Annotated in this window: 23 protein-coding genes and 2 pseudogenes; 12 read left to right on the top strand and 13 right to left on the bottom strand. The window is 58.2% G+C overall.

From position 1 onward, the window contains the following. Positions 1-46 precede the first annotated feature (46 nt). The 3 genes from FZ934_RS12405 to FZ934_RS12395 are packed head-to-tail and all read left to right on the top strand — an operon-like array spanning position 47 to position 3,337. Complete coding sequence (locus tag FZ934_RS12405; RefSeq protein WP_153271314.1) at positions 47-589, top strand: hypothetical protein; 543 nt, start codon at positions 47-49, stop codon at positions 587-589. Then, positions 582-2,561 (top strand): ATP-binding protein, encoded by a 1,980-nt coding sequence (locus tag FZ934_RS12400; protein WP_153271313.1) that lies wholly within the window; start codon positions 582-584, stop codon positions 2,559-2,561. The genes FZ934_RS12405 and FZ934_RS12400 overlap by 8 nt, the downstream gene beginning before the upstream one ends. After that, positions 2,558-3,337, top strand: coding sequence for an ATP-dependent Zn protease (locus FZ934_RS12395; RefSeq protein ID WP_153271312.1), 780 nt, complete (start codon positions 2,558-2,560; stop codon positions 3,335-3,337). The genes FZ934_RS12400 and FZ934_RS12395 overlap by 4 nt, the downstream gene beginning before the upstream one ends. Before the next feature lie 387 nt (positions 3,338-3,724). Here FZ934_RS12395 and FZ934_RS27935 read toward each other — a convergent pair whose 3' ends face one another. The 3 genes from FZ934_RS27935 to FZ934_RS12380 all read right to left on the bottom strand — a co-directional run bounded on the left by FZ934_RS27935 (position 3,725) and on the right by FZ934_RS12380 (position 6,015). Next, entirely contained in the window at positions 3,725-3,895 is a 171-nt protein-coding gene (locus FZ934_RS27935) for a hypothetical protein (RefSeq protein WP_246737796.1), read from the bottom strand. A gap of 120 nt (positions 3,896-4,015) precedes the next feature. Then, positions 4,016-5,644, bottom strand: a complete 1,629-nt coding sequence (gene groL / locus FZ934_RS12385; protein WP_153271310.1) for a chaperonin GroEL — start codon at positions 5,642-5,644, stop codon at positions 4,016-4,018. A 56-nt stretch (positions 5,645-5,700) separates the two neighbouring features. Continuing rightward, entirely contained in the window at positions 5,701-6,015 is a 315-nt protein-coding gene (locus FZ934_RS12380; RefSeq protein ID WP_153271309.1) for a co-chaperone GroES, read from the bottom strand. A gap of 481 nt (positions 6,016-6,496) precedes the next feature. On the opposite strand from FZ934_RS12380, the gene FZ934_RS12375 reads away from it, so the two are divergent. From FZ934_RS12375 to FZ934_RS27810, 3 genes are all read left to right on the top strand, one after another. Beyond that, positions 6,497-6,967: an Hsp20 family protein gene (locus FZ934_RS12375; RefSeq protein WP_153271308.1), complete on the top strand. Its 471-nt coding sequence runs from the start codon at positions 6,497-6,499 to the stop codon at positions 6,965-6,967. Between the two features lie 69 nt (positions 6,968-7,036). Continuing rightward, positions 7,037-7,336: a DUF982 domain-containing protein gene (locus FZ934_RS12370; protein WP_153271307.1), complete on the top strand. Its 300-nt coding sequence runs from the start codon at positions 7,037-7,039 to the stop codon at positions 7,334-7,336. A 534-nt stretch (positions 7,337-7,870) separates the two neighbouring features. Continuing rightward, positions 7,871-8,041 carry a hypothetical protein gene (locus FZ934_RS27810; protein WP_194273706.1) on the top strand — a complete coding sequence of 57 codons (171 nt, stop codon included), beginning with the start codon at positions 7,871-7,873 and terminating at the stop codon, positions 8,039-8,041. A gap of 253 nt (positions 8,042-8,294) precedes the next feature. Here the strand turns inward: FZ934_RS27810 and FZ934_RS12365 are convergent, their stop codons facing one another. Beyond that, a complete protein-coding gene (locus tag FZ934_RS12365; RefSeq protein WP_153271306.1) occupies positions 8,295-8,600 on the bottom strand; it encodes a DUF982 domain-containing protein in 306 nt (101 codons plus the stop codon). Between the two features lie 415 nt (positions 8,601-9,015). On the opposite strand from FZ934_RS12365, the pseudogene FZ934_RS12360 reads away from it, so the two are divergent. Continuing rightward, positions 9,016-9,213, top strand: a pseudogene (locus FZ934_RS12360) (Hsp70 family protein); the annotation flags it as partial. Positions 9,214-9,298: 85 nt separating this feature from the next. Here FZ934_RS12360 and FZ934_RS12355 read toward each other — a convergent pair. The 4 genes from FZ934_RS12355 to FZ934_RS12340 are packed head-to-tail and all read right to left on the bottom strand — an operon-like array spanning position 9,299 to position 12,234. Next, positions 9,299-9,832, bottom strand: a complete 534-nt coding sequence (locus FZ934_RS12355; protein ID WP_153271305.1) for a lipocalin family protein — start codon at positions 9,830-9,832, stop codon at positions 9,299-9,301. Between the two features lie 28 nt (positions 9,833-9,860). Then, positions 9,861-10,403: a hypothetical protein gene (locus FZ934_RS12350; protein ID WP_153271304.1), complete on the bottom strand. Its 543-nt coding sequence runs from the start codon at positions 10,401-10,403 to the stop codon at positions 9,861-9,863. Beyond that, positions 10,403-11,446 (bottom strand): SAM-dependent methyltransferase, encoded by a 1,044-nt coding sequence (locus FZ934_RS12345; RefSeq protein WP_153271303.1) that lies wholly within the window; start codon positions 11,444-11,446, stop codon positions 10,403-10,405. The genes FZ934_RS12350 and FZ934_RS12345 overlap by 1 nt, the downstream gene beginning before the upstream one ends. Next, positions 11,443-12,234 (bottom strand): DUF1295 domain-containing protein, encoded by a 792-nt coding sequence (locus FZ934_RS12340; RefSeq protein WP_153271302.1) that lies wholly within the window; start codon positions 12,232-12,234, stop codon positions 11,443-11,445. The genes FZ934_RS12345 and FZ934_RS12340 overlap by 4 nt, the downstream gene beginning before the upstream one ends. A 519-nt stretch (positions 12,235-12,753) precedes the next feature. Between FZ934_RS12340 and FZ934_RS12335 the strand changes: the two genes are divergently transcribed. The 4 genes and pseudogenes from FZ934_RS12335 to FZ934_RS12320 all read left to right on the top strand — a co-directional run bounded on the left by FZ934_RS12335 (position 12,754) and on the right by FZ934_RS12320 (position 14,672). Then, complete coding sequence (locus FZ934_RS12335) at positions 12,754-13,125, top strand: DUF2147 domain-containing protein (protein ID WP_194273705.1); 372 nt, start codon at positions 12,754-12,756, stop codon at positions 13,123-13,125. Between the two features lie 17 nt (positions 13,126-13,142). Then, positions 13,143-13,412 carry a DUF2177 family protein gene (locus tag FZ934_RS12330; protein ID WP_348649072.1) on the top strand — a complete coding sequence of 90 codons (270 nt, stop codon included), beginning with the start codon at positions 13,143-13,145 and terminating at the stop codon, positions 13,410-13,412. Next, positions 13,345-13,521 (top strand): annotated as a pseudogene (locus FZ934_RS12325) (transposase domain-containing protein); the annotation flags it as partial. The gene FZ934_RS12330 and the pseudogene FZ934_RS12325, both read left to right, overlap by 68 nt. A 206-nt stretch (positions 13,522-13,727) precedes the next feature. Further along, entirely contained in the window at positions 13,728-14,672 is a 945-nt protein-coding gene (locus FZ934_RS12320) for an aromatic alcohol reductase (RefSeq protein ID WP_153271301.1), read from the top strand. A 148-nt stretch (positions 14,673-14,820) separates the two neighbouring features. Here the strand turns inward: FZ934_RS12320 and FZ934_RS12315 are convergent, their stop codons facing one another. Further along, a complete protein-coding gene (locus FZ934_RS12315) occupies positions 14,821-15,231 on the bottom strand; it encodes a winged helix-turn-helix transcriptional regulator (RefSeq protein ID WP_246737890.1) in 411 nt (136 codons plus the stop codon). Positions 15,232-15,447: 216 nt separating this feature from the next. Then, complete coding sequence (locus FZ934_RS12310) at positions 15,448-18,570, bottom strand: response regulator (RefSeq protein WP_153272442.1); 3,123 nt, start codon at positions 18,568-18,570, stop codon at positions 15,448-15,450. Between the two features lie 160 nt (positions 18,571-18,730). Here FZ934_RS12310 and FZ934_RS12305 point away from each other — a divergent pair, with 160 nt between their 5' ends. Next, the gene (locus tag FZ934_RS12305; protein ID WP_153271299.1) at positions 18,731-19,732 is read left to right on the top strand and encodes a sensor histidine kinase; all 1,002 of its coding nucleotides are present in this window, start codon (positions 18,731-18,733) and stop codon (positions 19,730-19,732) included. A gap of 193 nt (positions 19,733-19,925) precedes the next feature. Here FZ934_RS12305 and catE read toward each other — a convergent pair whose 3' ends face one another. The 3 genes from catE to FZ934_RS12290 all read right to left on the bottom strand — a co-directional run bounded on the left by catE (position 19,926) and on the right by FZ934_RS12290 (position 23,330). Next, on the bottom strand, positions 19,926-22,079 hold the full coding sequence (gene catE / locus FZ934_RS12300; RefSeq protein WP_153271298.1) for a catalase C: 2,154 nt from the start codon (positions 22,077-22,079) through the stop codon (positions 19,926-19,928). Between the two features lie 79 nt (positions 22,080-22,158). Continuing rightward, a complete protein-coding gene (locus tag FZ934_RS12295; RefSeq protein ID WP_153271297.1) occupies positions 22,159-22,662 on the bottom strand; it encodes a ferritin-like domain-containing protein in 504 nt (167 codons plus the stop codon). Between the two features lie 350 nt (positions 22,663-23,012). After that, complete coding sequence (locus tag FZ934_RS12290) at positions 23,013-23,330, bottom strand: hypothetical protein (RefSeq protein WP_153271296.1); 318 nt, start codon at positions 23,328-23,330, stop codon at positions 23,013-23,015. Positions 23,331-23,471: the final 141 nt, after the last annotated feature.

The raw sequence follows: 23,471 nt of genomic DNA, 5'->3' as shown, positions 1-23,471 counted from the left end.
CATTCCACCAACGCCGGATGCGATGCGCTCCGGCGAGGAGACAGTCATGTCCATCGATACCCACAGCCCGTCCGTGGCCGGCTTCCGTTGCGAAGCGGTCACGACCGATACCGTCGCGTCGCTCTGCCTTCACGGCAGGCTCGCGAATATCCCTCCTGTACAATCCGATGACGTGGATCGCGGTTCGAGCTATCGCGACGACCCCGCCGTTCTGATCGGGCTGGCGCTCGCCTTCGTCCGGCAAGGTAGTTTGTTGGGTGGCCTTGTGCCGGAACCTCTGATGCTGCGGTTGAGTGCACTTGCCGCCAGCGGCAATGCGGCATGCTGCCTGCTGCTCGATTGGCTGCGAAGCCGCAACCGGGATCTCGATCGGTCCCGGAACGAACACCTGAGCCTGTCTGTCTCGACCGGTTCGTCGGCTGACGCGTATCCATCGCGTCGTTCGCCGCGCGAGCGTGTGTTGGCGCGGATCCCGAATCCCGGTGGCATTGACGGGCGGCGGCGTGGTCGGACGCGTCCGCGCGATCCGGTGCAGAACGCCCAAACGGCAATTATTGCCGCGGAGACGGGAGGTCGGATTGATGGATAAGCTTGCTCGTCTGTTTATCCGCCGCCTCCGTCATCTTAGCCTTCGCGAGGCGCGCCGGATCGCTCTGCGCAACGGTCTGCTGGAAAGCAAGATCGTCGATGTCGATGGTCATCTCACCTGCCGCTACAGCCCGGCTTTCGACACGACACGACTGAGCGGCGATCCGATCCGTGACGATACCTGGTTTCGGCGGAATTTTGGTGACTGGCTTGTCGCACCGAAGGAGACCGGCAATCCGACGCCGGGTTCCGGTGGCGATGGTGTCGTGACCTCCGGGATCGTTCATCCGCCGTTCGCTTCGCAACTCATGGGCCTTCCTCGGGCGCGTCGTGGCGCAATCGCGCAAGACGCGGTGCTGGGCAACAGTATCGATCGGCGTGCCTATGCCGTCGGTCTTGTGGATCGGGCGGCGGCCGAGCCGCTGGTCAGTCACATCGTTGCAACCCTGGTTCTGGCCCGCGCGGTGCAAAGGAGCGGACGGTCGCTTCGGGAGATCGTTTATACGCTGACCCGTGTGACACCGGTCGTCACCCTCCATGCGCCACTTGCAGGCTTCGAGGGGCAAGTGCTGCGGCTCCTTGCAAAATCCCGGCTGGTACCCGGCGGCCCGTTCGCAGTCATCGAGTCCGATCACATGTTCAATGACGATCACTTCGATGTCCTCGAAGCTGAGACACGCAGGCGTCTGATGACCTTCTCGGGCGCCGGCGTGCATCGTGTCACGGGCAATGCCCTGCGCCGGCGGATGCTCAGCGCGCTGTCCCGTGACTTGTCCGTCCTCGCCATCGCGGAGAAGCGATCGGACATTCCCTCGTTGCTACAGATCTCCGCCGACCTGTCGCTGGAAACGGGAAAGCTCGATCGCAGGTTCGTCGCCGACCTGGTCGAGGTGCTTTATCCGGACACGGCAATCGAGATGCTGGGCCTGCCGTCGAATTCCGATGCGCGCTGGCTGTCGCTGGAGGATCTGGTTCTTGCCTTCCGTCCCGGGCGACATGTTCGCGACGTGCTGCATGTCCTTGCAGTGCTCATTGAGCGCAATCGCAGTGACTTCGAGGAAGAGGAGGACGGTGGTGGCGGGAGCGACGACAAGGCATCCGGTTCGGCATCCTCCAGCACATCCACCGAGAAAACTTCAAAACCGGAAGAGAAGCCTAAGTCATCCTCGAGTGAAGGCAACAGCGGCTGGAAGAAGGACAAGCCGTCCGGCGCCGAAGTGATCCGGCCGGAACCTCCGCCGACGGTGGGCGAGATCGGCCACAAGCCGCCATTTACCGTCGAAACGCTATCCGGATATGGCCGAGCGAAGGACTGGGCGCTCGATCTCAAGGCAGATCTGGATGATTACCGCGCCAGCACCCTGGCATGGTCGGAGATGAGCACCAAGCTGCTGCTGACCGGTCCGCCCGGGACCGGCAAGACCACCTTTGCCCGGGCGCTGTGCAACAGCCTGCAAATCCCGTTGGTAGTCACGTCCGTCTCGACCTGGCTGCAGGGCGGACATTTGAACGACGTCATCGACAGGATGAGCAAGACATTTGTCGAAGCGCGGGCCATGGCGCCGGCGATCCTGTTCGTCGACGAGATCGACGGTATCGGCAAAAGGCAGCCGGCCGAGCGGGAATATGCCGACTATTGGAATACCATCGTCAACAAGGCGTTGGAACTGCTCGATGGCGCGATCAAGAACGAAGGGCTGATCGTCGTCGGCGCCACAAACCGGCCCGATCATATCGACGAGGCCATCAAACGATCCGGACGATTGGAGACCCACATCGAAATTGAGAAGCCCGATGTGCCGGCGCTCTCGGAAATCCTGGCCCATCATCTCGGCGACGATGTTCAGTCGCTGATCCGGGAGCCGGTGGCGAAGAGCCAGGCAGAAGCCGATGAAGGGTTCTCGCTGAGGAAGATCGTCGCCGATCACCTGAAGGAAGAGGCGGAAGACGAACGGAAAGGAGCAGGCCGATGACCGCGACCCAGAAGAGCAATACGACGGAGACGCCAGCCGCCGCACAGCAAGTCAATCCCGGCGACGCGATCCTGCGGCGTCTGGCGACACGGGCGATGGGGCTGACGGGCGCCGATATCGAGCGCATCGTCCGGGAAGCGCGATTGAAGGCGCGCCGCGGCAAGCGGGAGATTCGCTACGAGGATATCGAAGAGGGCATTCGCGGCAATCGTCTGCCCGTGCCCTACAATCTGCGTTGGCGGTGGGCGTTTCATGAGGCAGGGCACGCAGTTGTCCATCATGCTCTCGATCTCGGTCCCGTCCGAGGGCTCAATATCGATACCGGGCAGGGTGGTTACAATCTCGTCGGGTTCCACGTCTGGGCGACCGACACCCGTGACTGGTACGAAAATATGCTGACCATGCTGATGGCCGGGCGGGCCGCCGAGCAACTGATGCTCAAGCGCGTCTCGAGCGGCTCCGGTGGTTCCGACGACAGCGATCTGGCGCGGGCCACGCGGCTCGCCTTCGAGTTGGAGCGGACACTTGGCTTTGGGACTGAACACCCGCTGCTCTATCGCCCGCATCGCGATCCCGGCGCGGTTCTCGACAGCGACACCGACCTAGCCACACGCGTTCATGCCAGGCTGGAAGCGGCACTCGATCGGGCGGGAGCAATCCTCAGGCGACGCCGAGCGGTCTTTCATGCCCTCGCCAAGGCGCTGTTCGATGCCCAGGCCATGGATGAAGAGGCCGTGATGCATATCCTGGCGGAGGCGGAGATCTCCATGGGCTAAATGCTCAGCTAGCCCGACCCGGCCCTTTCGCCAAGTTACGTCGGATCGCGGGAGAGGCCTTCTACCTCAAAATTAGGAAAGAAGGTGTCTACAAATCTAGGGGCTATTCACTCCGCCTCTATGCAGGTTCGCTGAAAACTGAGGCTCCTCCGCCTTTGTGGAGGATCAGTCCGGCCAGCTCATTCGGCCTGTCTGGAAGTTTTCTGCCATAGGCGTCGCTACACATCTGGCCTTGTGCCCGTCATGCCTTGAACGTCTTGTGATTTCGAGGCGCTAGGCGGCCGTTTTCTCGAGGAAGAGGCTGCCGACGCAGGGAATCCAACGGTCCGAGCAGCAAGTTGAGAAGTACGGTTCGCAGAACGTTAGGCCTGCGAACCGGGAACGGTCCTAATGGTCCGTAGGCGCGATAATCGGATTGCTCGGCATGCCAGCAGACTTCATCGCGGCCGACATCAGCTCTTCGCGGGTGCGCAGTCCGCTGTTGAAAAGCCGAGCGACCAGAACGGTCAGTTTGCCGATCGCGACAGGATCATCTGCAAGGCTTAGGTCACGGGCCAAATCCCTGACCACACTCGCACATAAGCGCGCTTCATCCTTCGAGGGTAATAGTGTCGGAGTCATGGTTTATCTTGCAAAGTGGCTCGCTCTTACGACAGAAGAGCGAGCCGTTCCTACCGGTTAGAAATCCATGCTGGCGCCTGAAGGCAGCGCCGGTGCGGCGTCCTTCTTCGGTTTTTCGGCGATCATGGCTTCCGTCGTCACCAGCAGACCGGCAACCGAGGCTGCATCCTGAAGCGCGGTGCGCACGACTTTAGCGGGGTCGATAACGCCCTGCGCGTAGAGATCACCATACTCGCCAGTCTGGGCATTCCAGCCATAGGAGAGGTCGGTCTTCTCGCGCAGCTTTCCGACAATGACCGAACCCTCGGCCCCGGCATTCTCGGCGATCTGGCGGACCGGAGCTTCGATAGCACGACGAACGATTTCAACGCCGACCTTCTGATCCTGATTGACCGTTGAAAGCTCGTCGAGCACATTGACCACACGAAGGAGCGCCACGCCGCCGCCCGGCAGGATCCCTTCTTCGACGGCCGCCCGAGTTGCATGCAATGCATCGTCGACACGATCCTTCTTCTCTTTGACTTCGACTTCCGTCGAACCACCAACACGGATGACGGCAACGCCGCCGGCAAGCTTTGCGAGGCGCTCCTGCAGCTTTTCGCGGTCGTAGTCGGAAGTCGTATCCTCGATCTGCGCCTTGATCTGGGCGACACGTCCATCGATTTCGGACTTCGAGCCCACGCCGTCGATGATTGTGGTGTTCTCTTTTTCTATCGCCACCTTCTTGGCGCGGCCGAGCATAGTGAGCGTGACATTCTCGAGCTTGATACCGAGATCTTCGGATATGACAGTTCCGCCCGTCAGGATTGCGATGTCTTCCAGCATCGCCTTGCGGCGGTCGCCGAAGCCGGGAGCCTTGACGGCGGCGATCTTCAGGCCGCCGCGCAGCTTGTTGACGACAAGCGTGGCGAGAGCTTCACCTTCGACATCCTCCGCGATGATCACCAGCGGCTTCCCAGACTGGACCACCGCCTCCAGAACAGGAAGCATCGACTGAAGGTTCGACAGCTTTTTCTCATGGATCAGGATATAGGGATCCTCGAACTCCACGCGCATCTTCTCGGCATCCGTGACGAAGTACGGGCTGAGATAGCCGCGGTCGAACTGCATGCCCTCGACGACTTCGAGTTCCGTTTCGGCCGTCTTGGCTTCCTCGACGGTGATAACACCTTCATTGCCGACCTTTTCCATCGCTTCGGCGAGGAAGCGCCCGATCTCGGTATCCCCATTCGCCGAAATGGTGCCAACCTGGGCGATTTCCGAGTTGCTCGTGATCTTGCGGGCGCGAGACTGGAGCTCCCTGACGACGGTGTCCACGGCCAAGTCTATGCCGCGCTTCAGATCCATCGGATTCATGCCCGAAGCAACTGCCTTGGCGCCCTCCTTCACAATTGCCTGTGCAAGTACCGTCGCCGTCGTCGTGCCGTCGCCGGCCAGATCGTTGGTCTTCGACGCGACCTCACGCAGCATCTGGGCACCCATGTTCTCGAACTTGTCTTCCAGTTCGATTTCCTTGGCCACGGACACGCCGTCCTTGGTGATACGCGGAGCACCGAACGACTTGTCTATGACGACGTTGCGGCCCTTGGGGCCGAGCGTAACCTTGACGGCATTGGCAAGCACATCGACCCCACGAAGCATCCGTTCACGGGCGTCGGCGTGGAATTTGACTTCTTTCGCAGCCATGTCTTTAACTCCTCAATAGGCAGCTATTGTTGACTGATGGTCTCACACGGTCGCATTCAAGCGACTTTTTTCTGCTTCGCCTGGGCGTCGACAATACCCATGACGTCGCTCTCCTTCATAATCAGCAGATCCTCGCCGTTGATCTTGATTTCGGTACCGGACCATTTGCCGAACAGGATTCGATCGCCGGCCGTGACGTCCAGTGCCTGCAGCTGGCCAGCCTCGTTGCGCATGCCTGGGCCGACGGCGATAATCTCCCCTTCCTGCGGCTTCTCCTTGGCAGTATCTGGAATGATGATGCCGCCCTTGGTCCTTTCCTCGGACTCGATGCGGCGGACAAGAATGCGATCATGAAGCGGTCGGAACGACATGTTTTCCTCCGTTGGACAAAAAATATGACGTTGAAATCCCCTCGCGGACAGGATGGAGGTCCGGGAGAAGGCGAACCTCACATGAGCGTTCGCGCTTTTGATTTATTTTCGGGATTTTTCCATTTCAAGAGGATGAAACGAAAAAATTCATGCTCGGCCTCGGTTCCACTAAGACACGGAAAAGAAAGGAAAAAATATCGGAGAATTTACAATTAGGCGAGGGCGCTAGGAAGAGACGCTGCATATTTTCAGCCCGCCATCGCGAGCGATCACCCAGCCGGATAACGCGTTCTGACCTGATCCTTTGCTGCACGTCGAGCGGGATTGTCCGAATGCCGCTAAAAAATTCTGAGGGTCGTACCTTGAAACCGAAATCCGCGAAAACCAGATCAATTTTCGTCAGCCGCTAAACAGGGCTGGCCTTGCTGGGAGCGCTGTCTTTCGGCGCTCATACCCATGTTGCTTCAAGGAGGATATGGCTATGGCAACATCTTATGACTACACACCCCTCTTCCGGTCCAGCGTTGGCTTTGACCGAATCTTTAATCTCCTGGAGAACGCTCAGCGTGCTCGCTCCGTCAGCGACTGGCCGCCGTATGACATCGTCAAGACTGGCGATGATAGCTATCGGATTTCGATCGCTGTTGCGGGCTTCGCGCGCGAGGATATCGACATCACCTTCCAGTCGAACCTCCTGACCGTGACAGGCCAGAAGCAGGACACGACTGCGGAAGGCTATCTGCATCGCGGAATCGCGTCGCGACCCTTCGAACATCGCTTCGAGCTTGCCGATCATGTCAGGGTCAACGGAGCGGAGCTGGTCAACGGTTTGCTGTCAGTCGATCTCACTCGTGAGATTCCCGAAGCTCTAAAGCCGCGGAAAATCGACATTCAGATCGATCAGGCACTACCGAGCCTGATGACCCATATCGAAGGACAAAAGGCTGCTTAATTGAACGCTGAAGAACGAGGCGCCGCTGCGGCGGCGCCTCACAGCATGATGCTTGGGAAGGAGAAAAGCATGACACCCGATACGTTTAGGGAACCTGTATCCGTGCTCGTCGGTCTCGGATTGCCCGTCCAGGTAAAGTCGGTCATGGATGCTTACCGGTATCTTGTTGAGTGGCCAGTCTCGACGAGAGACGCCTCGCACTCGATGGCCATAAATGCCTGCAGGGCTGCGTTGCTCGGTGAAGTCGAAGCAGAAACCGTGCGTGGCCTTTTTACTGCGTTCGCCGAGAAACACGATCTGCTCGCGCCAACGATTGACCCGGTCGTCGCATCTCGGTCCCGTCGTGATCGGGACCCGCACATTCGCTGAGGCTTGATGATGATGGACGCAGTGCTTCAGCAGATAGTCAACGATGCTCTGACGAAAGGGCCAACTTCCTTGGTGCCACGCCATGTAGCGCTTCGACGTCCGATTGATATCGTCAATTCGCGCGTCCTTTCGGCGCATGACAAGAGGGCGATACTCGCGGCGTGGGCATCTGATTACTATGCAGTCGGTTCCGAGCCATCTCTGAGAAAAATACCCGGTACGCCTGAACCGGTAACGGTAGACGAGGTTCATTCGGCTCTCTTGGAACTCGATCGCCGCTTTAGTATCTAGTTGAGATAGTTCATACAGCGGCAGCATAGCCCTTTATGCTGCCGCCGTCCGGTCTCCCTTCTCGGGAGGATCAGCATTCAGATGACCGCCGTCGAACGCGCTAGACGATTCTCGGGATCGCGTGGGAGGTGCAGGGGCTTGGATAATCGGCGGCGGAATTACTCTTGAGCAATCGTGCGAAACGAAATCCGACGCTAGCATTTCGAGAAGATCGAGTGATATGCCGCCGTGCTAGGCACCGGCATGTACTTCGCCATCAAGTGGCATTACGATCAAAAGGAGAAGGGCGAGAGAGGGGCCGTGCTACGCATGGCCGGCAAGATGGCTGCAGTCTTCGTGCTAGTGCTGCTGGGCGTGGGGCTTCTCGCCTTCGTGCTTAGCAGGATGCTCGGTTTGGACCTGAGCTTTCCATGAGCCATCATTGATCGCGCAGCCCAAGTAGCGTCCGGAGAGCCGACGACGCTTCAGTGTGATTGGTCATAGGGAGTCTCGCGGGCCACGTGAAGCTCACGTTCCCAATAACGCGTCGTTGCCATCTCCATCGCCGTGGCTCTCGCTAAAAAGGCCCCGCTAGAAGAGCGGGGCAAGCGTTTGGACATATAGCGGGAGAAGCGGAGCCACTGATCGACAAAGGCGGTTTCCTGCCATTTATTTCATTGTTGTCGGATCAGAAAGGGCGATGCGCGGTTTCCGAAAAGCGTTGGACACTCGCTCGCCTGGGCCCGCCTCGAACCGCAAAGCCTGCCTCCAGGCATGCCGCGAGAAAAAGCTCTTTGCTTACGGCGGGAGGAGTTTGTCGCTTCAGGGCGTTCCGACAACTCGCCACTGCTGCATCGTGATACGCACCGTGCACCTTGGGCCATTGATTTTCAAGCAAATCCAAGGCGTCGTGGATACTGTGTAACGACTTCTCAGTGCCATTCTGAAGCCGAACATTTATCGGGGTATTCCAAAGGATATCTGGCGTCGGCATTTTTTCCTCCTTTTCCTACCAACGACAAACAAACAAAAATTTAGTATTCGAGACGGGCGTGCGCAAGGGCCGGCGGGCGACACCGGCAGGAGGTAAAGCCACTATTTTGGCGGTACGCCGCGAGGGTCTCACAAAGCCGGCCCCTCAGCGAAATGCCTCGGATTTCGCCAGAGTTCGTTCGGCTCCGGCGGGTGGGTCCGTTCAGGGTGACGCGCCGGGTGACGCTCGAGCGCCTGGGCGATCTCCCGCTCTCAAAATTCGATCCAGACCCATGGCTCGGTAGCGAACCGCTGGCTCACCGCTGACGCCGCAATGGTGTGAAACTGACGACCGTCAAGGCCGGTCGCCGCTCAATCGGCAAGACTTTGCACGTGGCGCGGCAGTAACGCTTGCGCCCGACTTGGGAGATACGGCTATGGCAGGCAAGGTGATCGGTATCGATCTGGGCACGACAAATTCCTGCGTCGCAGTGATGGAAGGGGCGCAGGCCAAAATCATCGAGAACGCAGAGGGTGGTCGCACCACCCCGTCCGTTGTGGCGTTCACCAAGGATGGGGAGATCCTCGTCGGGCAGCCGGCAAAGCGTCAGGCCGTGATCAACCCCGAAAATACGATCACCAGATACTTACAAGTCGGAGTTGACCATATTTTGGCCGGGTCCATCGCAACGTTGGGTGCCGAAATCAGCCACTCGTTTCTCAGCGCTGCTCTGGAAATTCAAGCTTCCGCACGTCGTAGCCAAGCTTTCCGGCCCTCAGCACCATCTGCTTCAGATGGCCTTTCGACGGTACCGTTCTCGAATAAATCCAGAGGTCCGTCATCGATGGGTTGGCGCTGATGAACCAGGTTTTGTCGGGAGATTTGTAGAGGACCCAGTAATTGAACGTAATCAGCAGCGGGTAGCGAACGCGCATCTTGGCGTTTGTCGTCCCGAAATCCTCGATTCTTCCTTTTCCGCGGATCGTCTTCAAACGACCCTTCGGCGTATCGACGCGGCAACCGTCCTCGACGATGACCTCATCAGCGGTCTTGCCCTTTCGATAAGTCGAGTACCCGGCGACGCAGCCATCGGTCAGCAACATTGGCGTCCGCCCGATCTCGAGCCAGGTCCCTCGGTAGTGGTCCGGCCCGACCTTGACGACTTTTGGCGCGGCAACGACGTCCGTCGCGCAACCGATAACCAGCGCGAGCGCGGCACCGAGGACTGCCGACAACTGAAATCGTGATGACATGTTGATCTCCTCCAGATGAACAGGTTTTCTATTGATCGTTGGCTTTGGCGGCTTGCCGAACCCCCGCGTAGCGCAGGGCGATGAAGGCCATGAGACTGGCGACGGCAAACGCGTTGAGGTTGATCAGGGTGGAAAGATCGGCGTCGCTCCAGGCATGCAGCGGCGCGCCGATGGCATATCGGGAAAGGACGAAGACCAGGAATACGAATGCGGCCATGCCACGTTGCCACCATGTCTCTTCCGAGCGGAAGGAGAGCGCGGCCAGCATGATGCAAGGCGCCAGGAAAAGCTGCGTGCCGGAACCGGTGCCGAACAGCTTTGTTTCGAATAGCGTATCGAGCGTGCCGACCAACGGCAGGGCGAGGCGGGCGGCCAGTGGCGCGTGGCGGGCAATGAACGGAATGGCGAGGAAAAACGGCGCGGCCAGCAGGGTTCCGAGCGATGCCGTCACACCGTTGCCGACCAGATACCAGACATAGAGCGGATAAAAGGGTTTGTTGGCGAAGATCACCCAGGCGACCGTTACCGTCGCCTGGGTCAGTGGATCGAGTGGCGGCCGCGAGTCGGCCATCAGGTGTGCTGCTCGGTCAGGCTTGGGGCCAGGAGATAATGGCCTACGCCCCAGACATCGCCGTTGTCATGGCCGAACAGCCCGGCTGTGGCGAGGAAGAATAGCCGCCAGCGGCGACGCCAGAGTAAGGCGTCCTTTCCATAGACCTGCCGGAAGATCGGCTTGATGAGGTCGATCCGACGATCGAACGCGGCGAGCCAGTCGAGCGCCGTGCGGCGATAATGCGTGCCTGACCAGCGCCATTCCTGCTCGACTTTGAAAAGATCGCCAAACCGGTGCGGCAGATCGTGGGCCGGCATGATGCCGCCGGTGAAGAAGTGACGTGCGATCCAATCGGTAGGATCGTCATGATCGAAGCGGTAGGAGCGGTCTTTGTGGGCGAATATGTGCAGGAAGAGTTTGCCGTCTGGCTTTACCCAGCCACGAACGCGTTCCAGCAGCATGCGCCAGTTGGACATATGCTCGAACATTTCCACCGAGACGATACGGTCGAAGCGTTCATCGGTCGCGAAATCGTTCATGTCGGCGGTGACCACGGTGAGATTGGTCAATCCGCGGCTGGCAGCAAGGCCCAGGATATAGGCGCGCTGCGAGGCCGAGTTTGACACCGAAGTGATATGGGATCTGGGAAACTGCTGGGCGAGATAGAGCGACAGGGAACCCCAGCCGCAGCCGAGTTCGAGAATGCTCATGCCATCCTCGATCGCCGCGTGTTTCACCGTTTCGGCGAGCGCATAGGTTTCCGCTTCTTCGAGCGTCGTGTCGGGGGTGGGGTAAAGACAGCTGGAATATTTCCGCTGTGGGCCAAGCGCCAGTGCGAAAAACTCCGCCGGTACCTCATAATGCTGACGGTTGGCTTCTTCGGTATGGGTGGCGACGGGAAAGCGTGACATGGTTTCCGCGAAAGCCTGTTCTTCCGCAGCAGGGCTTGCGGCCAGCTTCCGCTTGGTGCGAACGCACAGGAAATCGATGCCCGCCAGCGTCATGCCGTCGGTCAACGGCGCGCGCTCGGCGGTATTGATTGCAAAGGCCAGCATGTTCAAGGCAGTTCTCCGTGTCTACGGGGGCCGGGAAAAAAGGCGTTGACGCGTTTCTGGAGGGCGCGGAACTTGTCTCCGCGCGAGCGCAGCATGTGTTCTTCGAGCGGCGGGATGCCGGAGACATGCACTAGCAGCCAATACATCAGTGTCGGCGCGAGCAGCGCCGCCCATGTCCACGCGGATGCCGTCAGCGCGAAGAGCGGCCAGGCGCACCAGAAAAGCCATTCGAAGAAATAGTTTGGGTGGCGGGAGTATCCCCACAGTCCGACCTCGCAAACCTCGGTCCTGGCGGTAGGCATGTGGCGGAAGCGGGCAAGCTGCCCGTCAGAGATAGCCTCTCCGGCCAATGCGACGATGGCGACGAGGATAGCGAACCCATCCAGCAGGCCCGGGAAGGGTGTATCGTTCGCGGCGGCGAGATAGACGGCCAGCACGAGGATAAAGGCGGCCAACGCCTGGATCTGCAGAAACAGGAACAACCGCCACCCGGCGCTATTGCCCCATTCCTCGATGAACTTGGCATAACGCGGATCTTCCCCGCCGCCATGGGTGCGCGAGCCGATATGGCTCGCAAGCCGTGCCGCCCAGGCAGCAATCAGGACCAGAATCGCCATGCGCCGCCCGAATTCGCCATTTGCGAAGAGCGTGGCCGTGATGCCGCCAAGACCGACGGCTAGCGACCAGATCGCGTCGATCCAGCCGCTCAAACCCGTGGCGCGCTGTACACCCCAGGCGCCAGCCATGGCTACCGACAACCCCATAGCAACCAAGATCAAAAGCTCCACGTCCATCCTTTCGCAATGCGTGGAAGGCGAACCACGCAGCTCATTACGGGACGCGAGTGCAATCAGTTTCGTTCGGCGAATAAAAATCTCAGAAAAAATCCGGCGGCTCAGGAAACCAAGTCGGGCAATGTCTCGTAACTTCGTGATGAACGCGAAAAAGATGATCGGGATACACGGGTGTGAAACGAGAGAAATTGATGACATTCGATCAATTTATCCCGAGCAGGAAGCCCCTGAATTTCAGTCGTGGGGAGCCGTGCAGAGCCGCCAAAGGAACCAACCAAGCACAATCGCGATTTCTAACCGAAGGATCGAAACGCATGGGCCAGCCTGCCGACATTTCTGACACGCTCCGGCAGGCTCGGTTTCGGCGTCCGTGTCGTGGCTCGCCTCATCGCTTCGACGAGCGCGTCAAGCGGCTTTGGCAATACTACCTTTGTTGATGAGACCGGATTCGAGGAAGGAAGCATCGACGACGGCCTCTATTATCTAGCATGCGAAACGATGCCAAAAGGAGGATCATGCATGATGAAGTTGTTGGCGGCTACGACCCTGTCTGCCCTTGCAGCCTTCACTCTTGCCCATGCCGCCGATATTGAGGGCGAATGGGCGCGGGGTGATGGCAATGCCAAGGTCCGCATTGCCTCCTGCGGGTCGGACATCTGTGCCACGAACACGTGGATCAAGCCGGGCACGCCCAAGGAAAAGACGGGCGACACGCTGGTCATGACTATCAAACCGGGTACCGATGGCGTCTATTCCGGTACGGCTTTCGATCCGCAGCGAGACCTGACATACAAACTCACGGTAACGGTGAACGGAGATCAGATGACCACCAAGGGGTGCATCGTGGCCGGTCTTCTATGCAAGGGAGTCGGTTGGACCCGGATCGATTGAGCTTGTAAGATCTAGCGATGAAAGCGATGGGCATGAAGCGTGTTCTCGTCCCATATTTCGTGACGCTTGTCGTCTTCGTCGCAATCGACCCCGTCTGGCCGAGCGTTATGGCAAACAGGCTTTATCAACCGGTCATGGCGGATATGCTTTTCTCCGCCTTCAGGCTTGCGGCCGCCGTCGCCTTCTACCTTTTCTACTCGGTCGGCCTAACGTTTCTGGCGAAGCATCAGACCGACAGCCCTCAATCACAAGAACGCGCTCTTCGCAGGCCACGATGCTGGGGCTGAGAATTGGGCGGCCACAGCCTTACTCATCGAGAAGTGCAAACTCAATGCGGTCGATCCGCAAGCCTATTTAAAAGCCACCCTCACCGCCATTGTAAATGGCCACAAGTAGAACTGGATAGGTCAGTTGTTGCCGTGAAATTTCTTGGTGCGAAGAGACGGCTAAAGTCTGCTTGACCAACGATCAAGTCGGATAGCTGATCCAACGGGAACTGTCGTCCCTCGATTTTGCAGCAGTATCATTCGTGTACCTTCTTTTCTTCGCGGCAGCGCCTTGCCAAATAGCGGCGACACAGGATCTTCGAAGGATTGAAATCGATGAACAAAGCAGTTTCCAACGTGAAGTCACGGAACATTCTCGTGCTTGGTGCCGGGGAACTCGGGATGCCGGTACTACGCAACCTGGCCCGTCGCGCCAAGGATATCGAAGGGGCGAAGATCAGCGTCTTGCTGCGCGCCAGTGCCGTGGAATCCGATATCCCGGCCAAGCAGCGCGACATCGCTGAAATCCGTGAATTGGGTATCGCGATCGTCTTGGGCGATCTGGTGAAAAGTTCGATTGACGAGCTGGCGTCCGTCTTCTCGCAGTACGACACCGTAATCGGCTGTACGGGCTACGCGGCAGGGATCAATACTCCAATGAAGCTCGCCAAGGCGGCGTTGCAGTCGGGCATTCCTCGCTATTTCCCCTGGCAGTTCGGTGTCGATTTCGAGGCGATCGGTCGAGGTGGTCCGCAGGACATCTTCGACGCTCAGCTCGATGTGCGTGAACTCCTGCGCTCTCAAAGCAAGACCGAATGGGTCATCATCTCCACCGGCATGTTCATGAGCTATCTCTTCGAACCAGAATTCGGCGTCGTTGATCTGGAGAAGAGCAAGGTCAACGCGCTGGGCAGCTTCGATACTGCCGTCACGTTGACGACGCCCGACGACATCGGCGTGCTCACCGCTGAAATCGTCTTCTATGAACCGACCATCAGCAACGAGATCGTTTTCCTGGCGGGCGACACCGTCACCTATGGCGAACTTGCGGACAAGCTGGAGGCGGGCTTAAATCGGTCCTTTGACCGGTCCGAATGGACCGTGCCCGTCCTTATGGATGAACTGGCAAAAGACCCCCAAAACATGATGCGCAAGTACCGTGCAGCGTTCGGCATCGGGCGAGGCATGGCATGGGACAAGGCGGGGACGTTCAACGTGCGCGAAGGCATCAAGGTGACGGAAGTGTCGGATTGGATCGTCGCGAACCTGATCGCAAGGTAACGCCGTTCCTTTGGGGCAGAAGTCGACGTGAGCTTGTGATAAGACACGGGGAGCGCGGTATGCCGCACTCTCCCGGTTCGTCCGCTTCGCCCATTCCCCATCCGGTCAAGGTCGTTATGTAATAAAGGAGTGGCGTGTTTCTCGACCGTTAGAACGTTTGCCAGGAAGGCTTCTCCGGCGGCCGGGAATCGAATTCCTCGCGTGACTTTCGGAATCGTTCGGAATTCTCCACAACCCATGTCCACAAGGGGATCATACGAATGAGGAGACCCATTCCCATTTCTGTCAGTTCGTATTCCACCCGAGGGGGCATCTCGACGAGATCGTGGCGCGTGACAAGGCCATCTCTTTCGAGTTGGCGGAGTGTGCGAGTTAGCATCCTCTGCGTTACGCCGTGCATCCGTCTACCGATATCCGCGTGCCGAAGTTTGCCATAAACGCCGAGGGTGTGTATGACGCCGAGCGACCACCTGTTTCCTGCGTGGGCAAGAACCTCGCGTCTCACCCCGTCTTCATCCTCGCGAAGGCCATCACAAACCGCTTGAGAATAGCTCAGCATTTCTTCTCTGTTCATCACTGTTGCCTCCGGTATTCCGGCCGGTTCGTCTTCCCAGCCTTAAGAGCGCATTTCACGTGTCTCTCCGTGTCGCGCACCCTTCGAAGAATTGCGCGGCGATACTGCTAATGGCATGGCCTGATAGCCGAGTTCCAGATATTGTCCATGCATCTCATATGATTGCGCGAAAGGCGCCGATTTCGCTAATGCTGTCCGAAGTCACCGTGATGATTTTGCTTGGTCAAGCACAGCAACCAAATCGTCCAATGTGAACGGCTTGGACAATTGAAATGCGTCCGCAATGCCTGAGGCCGACGTGGCGTTGCTGTCGCCACTGGCGAAGACGATACGCACTTCGGGCCAGTTGTTTCGAACTTTGTGCGCAAGATCGGTCCCTGACATGCCGTGCAGTCCGACGTCCGTAAGCAGTACGTCAACTTTCTCGGTTTCCAATATCGTAAGCGCGTCCTCGGCCGTGCTGGCCTCGAGGACCATATAGCCCAGTTCACTTGCCATATCGACCGTTGACATAAGGATCAGGGGCTCATCTTCCACAACCAGCAGCCGCGTTGGATCGTTGTCGAGCGCTTGCGCGGCGTTGTAGACAGGCGCTTGTTCTTGACGCTCCAGCCGGACCAAGGCGATCTGGTGTTGCCGGGCGTTTCTCAGTACGTGGCGAACCTTGCGCGCCAAGGCTTCACGGGTGTAGGGCTTGGAGAGCAGCTCAACGCCAGCATCGAGTCTGCCGCCGTGCACGATCGAGTTTTCCGTATAGCCGGACGTGTAAAGCACGGCCATCCCGGGACAAAGCGCCTTGGCCTTTCTGGCGAGCTCGGTGCTGCGCATCTGGCCCGGCATCACAACGTCGGTAAACAGCAGGTCGATCCGAATGCCGCTGTTAACGATGGCAAATGCCGACTGCGCGTCGTGGGCTTTTAGAACCCGGTATCCAAGGTCGCTCAGCAGCGCCACCGATGTTTCTCTAACGCCGTCATCGTCCTCGACGACGAGCACAGTCTCCGTTCCCCCCTCTGCCGGACTGGCGTTCACGTCGGTCAAACTGTCTTCGACCTGCATCGTGCGGGGCATATATAGCTTCATCGTGGTGCCGTGACCGACTTCACTGTAGATCTTCAGGTGACCGCCGGATTGTTTCAGGAATCCGTAGACCATGGAAAGACCCAAGCCGGTGCCCTTGCCATCTGCCTTCGTGCTGAAAAAAGGCTCGAGTACTTGCTCGATGATCTCCGGCGAAATCCCCGATCCAGTATCGGTTACGGCCACAAGAACGTACTGGCCGGGCCTCACGTCCTCGTGCTTGCGTGCGTAATCGTCATCGAGAATCGAATTGGCAGTCTCAATCGTCAGCTGCCCGCGGCCATTCATTGCATCTCTTGCATTGATCGCAAGGTTAAGGATCGCGTTCTCCAACTGGCTCGGGTCAATCAGCGTGTTCCAGAGCCCGCCAGAGACGACGGTTTCAAGTTCGATCTCTTCGCCTAGCGCTCGGCGCAGCATGTCGTCCATGTTCTTGACAAGCTTGCTAACGTTGATGACCTTCGGCTCGAGCGGCTGTCGGCGTCCGAACGCCAGGAGCTGGGACGCCAGTTTAGCCCCACGCTCGACGCCTGCCAGCGCGTTTTGGAGCCGCTGCGCAGCGCGCGAATTGCCGTCGACATCCCTGGACAGGAGCTGAAGATTGCCGCCTACGACCTGTAGAAGATTGTTGAAATCGTGCGCGACACCGCCAGTGAGATTACCCAGCGCTTCCATTTTTTGTGCTTGCCTCAAAGCAAGCTGAGCGTTCTCGCGCTCGACTGTTTCCTTTTCCAAATCGAGAAGAGCGGTTCTCAGCTCATGGGTGCGCTGCTCCACCCTTTGCTCAAGGGTATAATTCAGGCTTTGAAGCTGATCCTCGGCGCGTTTCTGGTGCGTGACGTCGAAGCCGTCGACGAAAATTCCGGTGACTGCACCTTCCAAATCGAAAATTGGTTGGTAGATCAAATTGATGAAGCGCTCATCCGGCTTTTGCTCGCCCTCGCGCTTCAACGTGACCTGGAGGTAACGGCCAATGTAGGGCTTGCCTGACTGGTAGACGCCGTCGAGCAATTCGAAGAAACCTTGCCCGGCAACGTCCGGAAGCGCGTCCCTGACGCTTAGGCCCACGAGCTGCCTATTGCCTACGAGTTGGAGGTAGGCATCGTTGACGAGTTCGAATATGTGATTGGGGCCGCTCAGGATACACATAAAGCTCGGCGCTTGTTGAAACAAAGCGCGCATGCGGTCCCGTTCAGCCGTACGAAGTTCGACCTCCGAGTTGAGCTGGCGATTGAGTTGCTCCAGTGCCAAAGCCGCCTTTTCGCGCATTTCGGCAGCGTCGGCTAGCGCCGCAGCCCGTCGTTTTTCCGTTTCGAAAGCTTCAACGCTAGCAAGCCGAGAGGTAATCTGCCCTGCGATCAAACCTAGAAAATCCAGGTACTCATCGTTGAGCGTCCGATGGGGATTGTGTCCGCAGACCAATATCCCTTTCGGCCTGTCACCACCCTGTCCGACAAGGGGAATTATCGCCGCCTTGGACGGTGATTTTGGCCACGGTCCGGATGGGACGTTATCAGTCGCCGATAGGTCTACCAACGCGATGGCCTGTTTGGACCACGCGTCTTCGAGGCTCCAGATGCCTTGGCCACGATGGATTTCGCCAGGCATCAGAGCATGATCTTCCGCAGCCCCGCAGACCCACTTGCGCCGCGCATTGCCTTCGTTGTCGAAAAGATAGAGAGCGCTGAAAGGAAGGTCCTTTAAATTCGCTTCGAGCGCGGAATGCGAGGCGTTGAAGACTTCACATTCCGTGTTTGCCGCCGCTAGTCCCGAAGCAAGCACGCGCATCGTCGACATGCGGCGTTCACTGATGACCCGCTCGGTCTCTTCGGTAACGGCGCAGAAAACACCTTCAACTTTGCCGTCATCTCCAATAAGCGGGCTGTACGAGAACGTGTGATAGGTCTCCTCCGAGTAGCCATTGCGCTCCAGTAAAAGTGGAAGCGCCTTGTCCCATGTCGCTTGGCCGGTCTCATAAACGGTATCGAGGCGGCCTTTGATGTCGTCCCAAATCTCCGACCATAGTATCTTCGTAGGTACAGCCAGGGCATTCGGATGCTTGTTGCCTAGGGTCGGTCGATAAGCGTCATTGTAGAAAAATGCGATATCCGGCCCCCATCCGAGCCACATTTCGAACTTTGACGTCAGCAAAAGGCGAATAGCTACCTTGAGGGCTTCGGGCCATGCGTTCGGCAGACCGAGTGAACTGCTCGCCCAGTCGTGTTGGCGCATCATCTGTGCCATCTCGCCGGTGCCGACAAATATGTCCTGATATTGATCCGAGATTACCGTCATCACATTTCCATCGGGAGATCGCAGAGCTCACTTAGGCCATTGATAACGCTTGTCCAGCCCACTAGTTCTGGGTCCAGGTCAGTTTTGCATCTGCTGGAAGAGATTTATAATGAGCCAAGCAAAGTCGCAGCCAGAATGGAGTGTCGACGAGCTTCGGCGGGCTGTTAAGTCTGCCGGAGTGGCCCTTTGGACTTGGATCGTCGACGACGACACATTCGTGATGGACGCAAAGGCATACGAACTTTGGGACATTCCAGTCGAGACAGACCTCACCTTCGAACATCTTTCCGCCAAGGTCCATCCAGCAGACCGAGACCGGGTGAGGGCGGCGTTCGTTGCGACCCGCGTGATTGATGGCCCCTTCGAAATTGACTTCCGCATTCTGACGAACGCCTCAGACGTTCGATGGATTTCTGCTCGGGGTCAAGGCAACGAAGGCGACGCGACGACCAATAAGATGACCGGCATTTTTCTTGACGTGACGGGCCGCAAGCAGGCGGAGGAGGGGCATGAGTTGCTCGCCGGGGAAATGAGCCACCGTGTCAAAAATCTGCTGGCACTGGCAGCCGGTCTTACGACCATCACCTCGCGGTCGACTGATACGAAGGAGGAGATGGTCAAGCAGTTGACGCAGCGGCTGACGGCACTCGGACGCGCTCACGAACTGGTTCGTCCTCTTCCAGACAATCAGGGAAGCGCTGCCTTGCTAGGCGACTTGCTTAGTGTGTTGCTCGCGCCATACGATGATGTCGGCGCGTTTGCCGGCCGCATCCGCGTCGCGGTTCCACGCATGGGCTTAGGCGAAAGGGCAGCGACCAGTTTAGCGCTCGTCATCCATGAGCTGGCAACAAACTCCCTGAAGTATGGTGCTTTGTCGAATGATGCTGGATTGCTCGATATCTCCGGAACGGTGGTCGAAGACGATATCGAGATCGTATGGAGCGAGCATGGCGGGGTGAGCGCCGAGTCTTCAAATGTACCGGAGGGGTACGGAAGTAAGTTGTTGCATCGAACAATCTCGGGGCAGCTAGGTGGGTCGATCGACTACAACTGGGTCGAGGGGGGCGTGGTGGTCACACTGCGGATGAGGGAAAGCCGGCTCTCCGCCTAAAGCGCTCGCCGTCTGCACCATCAACCTGCCCGGCAAGCTCCTACGGTAGCGGCGACTGTCAGCGCTCTGTTGACTTGGTCGACATCGTATGGGTTGCAAAGGACTACCCGAACGGCATCCCGCACGATCGAAGCGTTGCCGGTCGCAAACCGTGAGAACTGACCGGCGCGGATTGCTCCGCGCCTCGGCCGCGTTAGTCGAGCGGCGGCGATGCTTTTCCAAGCTTCACGGATGGCTCCCGGCCCCACACTCGCAGTTTCCCGAGCTGGCCCACAAAAGCAGAGATGTCCTTCGGGTCCGATAGCTGGATTGTACCCTCATCAAGCGATGCAGCGATGCCGGCCTTGTCCAGCAGGGGCTGGGAAGACGGATCAAAACCGATAAACTTGCAATGCTGGAAGGCGTCGGCAACGAAGTCGCGAGCCGTGGCTTCTTTTGCAACGTCGTCGATCGCCTGGTGAGACGTCAACAGCGCGACGGCGTCGAAGAGGACGGATGGCCCGCCGTCGATCATGTGATGTGCCTCGATCCAATTTCCGTCGTCGGCGGTCACGCCACCCACCTTGGGCGCAATGATCTCGACAGTCCCCTTTTCCGCGGTAACCGCTTTCGTCAGTGCCTTGAGTAGCTTCGCATCCACACCCTCCGAGACGAAAATGCCCAGTTTCCGTCCCTCGAAGCGCTTCGGGCCACGCTCCACAATGCTCAGCGCCGGCGATGCCTCAAGATCTTGGCGGGTCGGTATTGCGGCGTCGGCCGGTCCCGGCATGGAACGAAAGCCCAGCTTCTGGGCCACCGTCGTTGCGAGCGTCTCATCGATATTCAGCAGATGCGCGACCATCCGCTCGCGTATTACCGGTGTCTCCACCTTGCTCAGTTCGAAGGTCAGTGCCATGGCGATGTGCCGCTGTTCGGCCCCGGTCTGGCTAATATAGAACTGGCGAGCCTGGCTGTAGTGATCGGCGAAGCTTTCAGCGCGCAAGCGAACCTTGGTTCCCTGTTCCTGCGCGGCGAAGTGACGGTAGCCCTTCGCGGGCGATTCCCGTGGGCCCTCGCCAAAAGAATTTGGCTGGTAATTGGTGCGCCCGACCGGATTGCGCATGGCCATGTGGCCGTCCTGCTGGAAATGATGGAAGGGACACTTCGGCGCATTGATCGGCAGATGGGTGAAATTGGGGCCGCCAAGACGCTTGAGCTGAGTGTCGAGGTAGGAGAAGTTCCTTCCTTGCAGCAAGGGATCGTTGCTGAAGTCAATGCCGGGAGGAACGTTTTGCGTCATGAACGCCACTTGCTCCGTCTCGGCGAAGAAATTGTCGGGCATGCGATCAAGGACCAATCTGCCAACCGGACGCACCGGCAAGATCTCCTCCGGAATGATCTTCGTCGGATCAAGGATGTCGAAATCGAAGCTATCGGCAAAATCCTGATCGAAAAGCTGCACCGATAGTTCCCATTCGGGAAAGTTTCCCGATGTAATGGATTGCCAGAGATCACGACGATGAAAATCGGGATCGGCGCCGTTGATCTTGACGGCCTCGTTCCAGGCAACAGACTGCAGACCGAGCTTCGGCTTCCAGTGAAACTTGACGAAGGTAGACTGGTCGTCGGCGTTGACAAAGCGGAACGTGTGAACGCCAAAGCCTTCCATGAAGCGGAAGGAGCGGGGGATCGCCCGGTCGGACATGATCCACATGATCATATGCATGCTTTCCGGCGTCAGGCTGATGAAGTCCCAGAAATTGTCATGGGCAGTTTGGGCCTGCGGGAATGCCCGATCCGGCTCCTGCTTAGCGGCATGAACCATGTCCGGAAACTTGATCGCGTCCTGTATGAAAAAGACTGGGATGTTGTTGCCCACAAGGTCCCAGTTGCCTTCCTTTGTGTAGAACTTCACCGCAAAGCCCCGAACGTCTCTTGCGAGATCGGCAGACCCCTTGTTGCCTGCAACGGTGGAGAAGCGAACGAAAACGGGCGTCTTTTCGCCAGCTCGCTGAAAAATATCGGCGCGCGTAACATCGGACAAAGATTCATATGTTTCAAAGAAGCCGTGGGCGCCGTAGCCGCGCGCATGTACGACGCGTTCGGGAATCCGCTCGTGATCGAAATGAAAGATCTTCTCGCGAAAGTGAAAATCCTCGATGAGAGCAGAGCCGCGTGCTCCAACCCGCAGCGTATTTTGGTCATCCGCGACGGGGCCGCCTTGGGATGTCGTCAGGACATCTTGGCGATTTTCGGCAAACTGATGGAGCTCGCCGCCGGCGCCGCGATGAAGGTGCTGGTCATGGATGGAAACAGTATGCGGATCGCTTGTCTTGGACCGGGTCGATTTCGTTAAGCGCTTGGCCATGGTGCTTGTTCTCTCTGAACGATGGTTCGGACGACCAAAAAGGCCGCCTTGTGGGGCGGCCTCTCCAGCAGTTGATAGTTCAGGCAGCTTTGCTTGCGCCCTTGGAATTGGCCTGGGCTTGGGCCAGCTTTGTGAGTTTCTTATCCGTTGCATCTTCTTCGGCGAGGTTTGCCTGGAGAAGCGGCACGGCTTCCTTCAGTCCGAGCTGGTTCGCCCAGGCGATCAAGGTGCCGTACCGGGCGATTTCGTAATGTTCGACCGCCTGCGCCGATGAAATCAGGCCAGCATCAAGGGCAGGCGAGCCCTTGAACTCCTCCATGATCTCTTCGCCCTCGGCGAGGATACCCTGGATCGCTTCGCAGGTTTTGCCGCGCGCTGATTTTCCGAGAGTTTCGAAGACCTGTTCGAGGCGCTCGATCTGATTCTGCGTTTCGTCGCGATGCTGCAGGAAGCCGGCTCTGCCCTCTTCCGACTGAGCAGCCCGGGCCATCTTAGGAAGCGCCTTGAGAATCTGCTTCTCCGCGAAGTAAATGTCCTTGAGGGTGTCGAGAAAGAGGTCGTCGAGAGTTTTAGTGGTTGCCATTTTATGTCCTCCAAATTGAATTGACGGACCAGAACAACGGGCTACCCGAATGGTTCCCTGCAAATGTTGCGAGCGCCGGCGCGCTTCCAGGTGACTTTATGCGGCGTGTAACGAACGGCGATGCAGAAGGGCAAACCGCAACTATTTCGTCGAGGAGGGGGACGATCCGCCTTCATTGCTCAACCAGATCATGCAGATCCTTCAGCTAATTCGGGCACGTGGATTCGTGGGCGGTTTGGATATGGTTCCCGAAGACCAATAACGACAGCGCACTCGCCTGCCTCAGAACGCGCGGAAACGAATTGATTTGTGCGCCGCCGCCAGCCTGTCATGCTCCTGACCGGGTGGTGTCAGATGAGCGGCTGGAAGTTTGCCCCCTGATGATCTTTTCCCTGCGGCGTAATGCCCTGAATTGCAAGTCGATTCATACCGGTGAAGTGAAGGAGTTTGCCTCTGGGAGAGGTGCCGAAGTTTCGATGCAGTGCATTGGCTAGCTGGTCGTGGTCATGGACGCCTCGCCTGAAAAGCTTGATGATCAACTTGGTTGCTGGCGTATCCTGGAGGGTGCGCGACGAGATTTGACTGGTATAGCCGCATGCCGCGAGTACGCCGTGCAGCATTTCAATACTCTTGCCGTCTATGCCATCGATAATGAATTCGGAAGACATACAGTCCTCCTTTCGGTCAGGGCACGGGCGCAAAGCCCGAACGGCAGCGCCCGTTCAATGGCTGCCGAAGCCGGAGTCGTGCAGCGTTTCATACAATTTATCAAACGAATAATTGTGATGTACCGAGATCATCCAGCTAGC

The sequence above is a fragment of the Rhizobium grahamii genome (assembly GCF_009498215.1).
GTDB classification, from domain to species: domain Bacteria; phylum Pseudomonadota; class Alphaproteobacteria; order Rhizobiales; family Rhizobiaceae; genus Rhizobium; species Rhizobium grahamii_A.
Note: the sequence above shows the minus strand (reverse complement) of the source record. Positions and strands in the feature narration are given on the sequence as shown.

Bases quoted from the DNA above. Each gene is read 5' to 3' on its own strand.
- FZ934_RS12405 (WP_153271314.1), top strand. From the start codon at position 47: ATGTCCATCGATACCCACAGCCCGTCCGTGGCCGGCTTCCGTTGCGAA.
- FZ934_RS12400 (WP_153271313.1), top strand. From the start codon at position 582: ATGGATAAGCTTGCTCGTCTGTTTATCCGCCGCCTCCGTCATCTTAGC.
- FZ934_RS12395 (WP_153271312.1), top strand. From the start codon at position 2,558: ATGACCGCGACCCAGAAGAGCAATACGACGGAGACGCCAGCCGCCGCA.
- groL (WP_153271310.1), bottom strand. From the start codon at position 5,644: ATGGCTGCGAAAGAAGTCAAATTCCACGCCGACGCCCGTGAACGGATG.
- FZ934_RS12380 (WP_153271309.1), bottom strand. From the start codon at position 6,015: ATGTCGTTCCGACCGCTTCATGATCGCATTCTTGTCCGCCGCATCGAG.
- FZ934_RS12375 (WP_153271308.1), top strand. From the start codon at position 6,497: ATGGCAACATCTTATGACTACACACCCCTCTTCCGGTCCAGCGTTGGC.
- FZ934_RS12370 (WP_153271307.1), top strand. From the start codon at position 7,037: ATGACACCCGATACGTTTAGGGAACCTGTATCCGTGCTCGTCGGTCTC.
- FZ934_RS27810 (WP_194273706.1), top strand. From the start codon at position 7,871: ATGTACTTCGCCATCAAGTGGCATTACGATCAAAAGGAGAAGGGCGAG.
- FZ934_RS12365 (WP_153271306.1), bottom strand. From the start codon at position 8,600: ATGCCGACGCCAGATATCCTTTGGAATACCCCGATAAATGTTCGGCTT.
- FZ934_RS12355 (WP_153271305.1), bottom strand. From the start codon at position 9,832: ATGTCATCACGATTTCAGTTGTCGGCAGTCCTCGGTGCCGCGCTCGCG.
- FZ934_RS12350 (WP_153271304.1), bottom strand. From the start codon at position 10,403: ATGGCCGACTCGCGGCCGCCACTCGATCCACTGACCCAGGCGACGGTA.
- FZ934_RS12340 (WP_153271302.1), bottom strand. From the start codon at position 12,234: ATGGACGTGGAGCTTTTGATCTTGGTTGCTATGGGGTTGTCGGTAGCC.
- FZ934_RS12335 (WP_194273705.1), top strand. From the start codon at position 12,754: ATGATGAAGTTGTTGGCGGCTACGACCCTGTCTGCCCTTGCAGCCTTC.
- FZ934_RS12330 (WP_348649072.1), top strand. From the start codon at position 13,143: ATGAAAGCGATGGGCATGAAGCGTGTTCTCGTCCCATATTTCGTGACG.
- FZ934_RS12320 (WP_153271301.1), top strand. From the start codon at position 13,728: ATGAACAAAGCAGTTTCCAACGTGAAGTCACGGAACATTCTCGTGCTT.
- FZ934_RS12315 (WP_246737890.1), bottom strand. From the start codon at position 15,231: ATGCTGAGCTATTCTCAAGCGGTTTGTGATGGCCTTCGCGAGGATGAA.
- FZ934_RS12310 (WP_153272442.1), bottom strand. From the start codon at position 18,570: ATGGCACAGATGATGCGCCAACACGACTGGGCGAGCAGTTCACTCGGT.
- FZ934_RS12305 (WP_153271299.1), top strand. From the start codon at position 18,731: ATGAGCCAAGCAAAGTCGCAGCCAGAATGGAGTGTCGACGAGCTTCGG.
- catE (WP_153271298.1), bottom strand. From the start codon at position 22,079: ATGGCCAAGCGCTTAACGAAATCGACCCGGTCCAAGACAAGCGATCCG.
- FZ934_RS12295 (WP_153271297.1), bottom strand. From the start codon at position 22,662: ATGGCAACCACTAAAACTCTCGACGACCTCTTTCTCGACACCCTCAAG.
- FZ934_RS12290 (WP_153271296.1), bottom strand. From the start codon at position 23,330: ATGTCTTCCGAATTCATTATCGATGGCATAGACGGCAAGAGTATTGAA.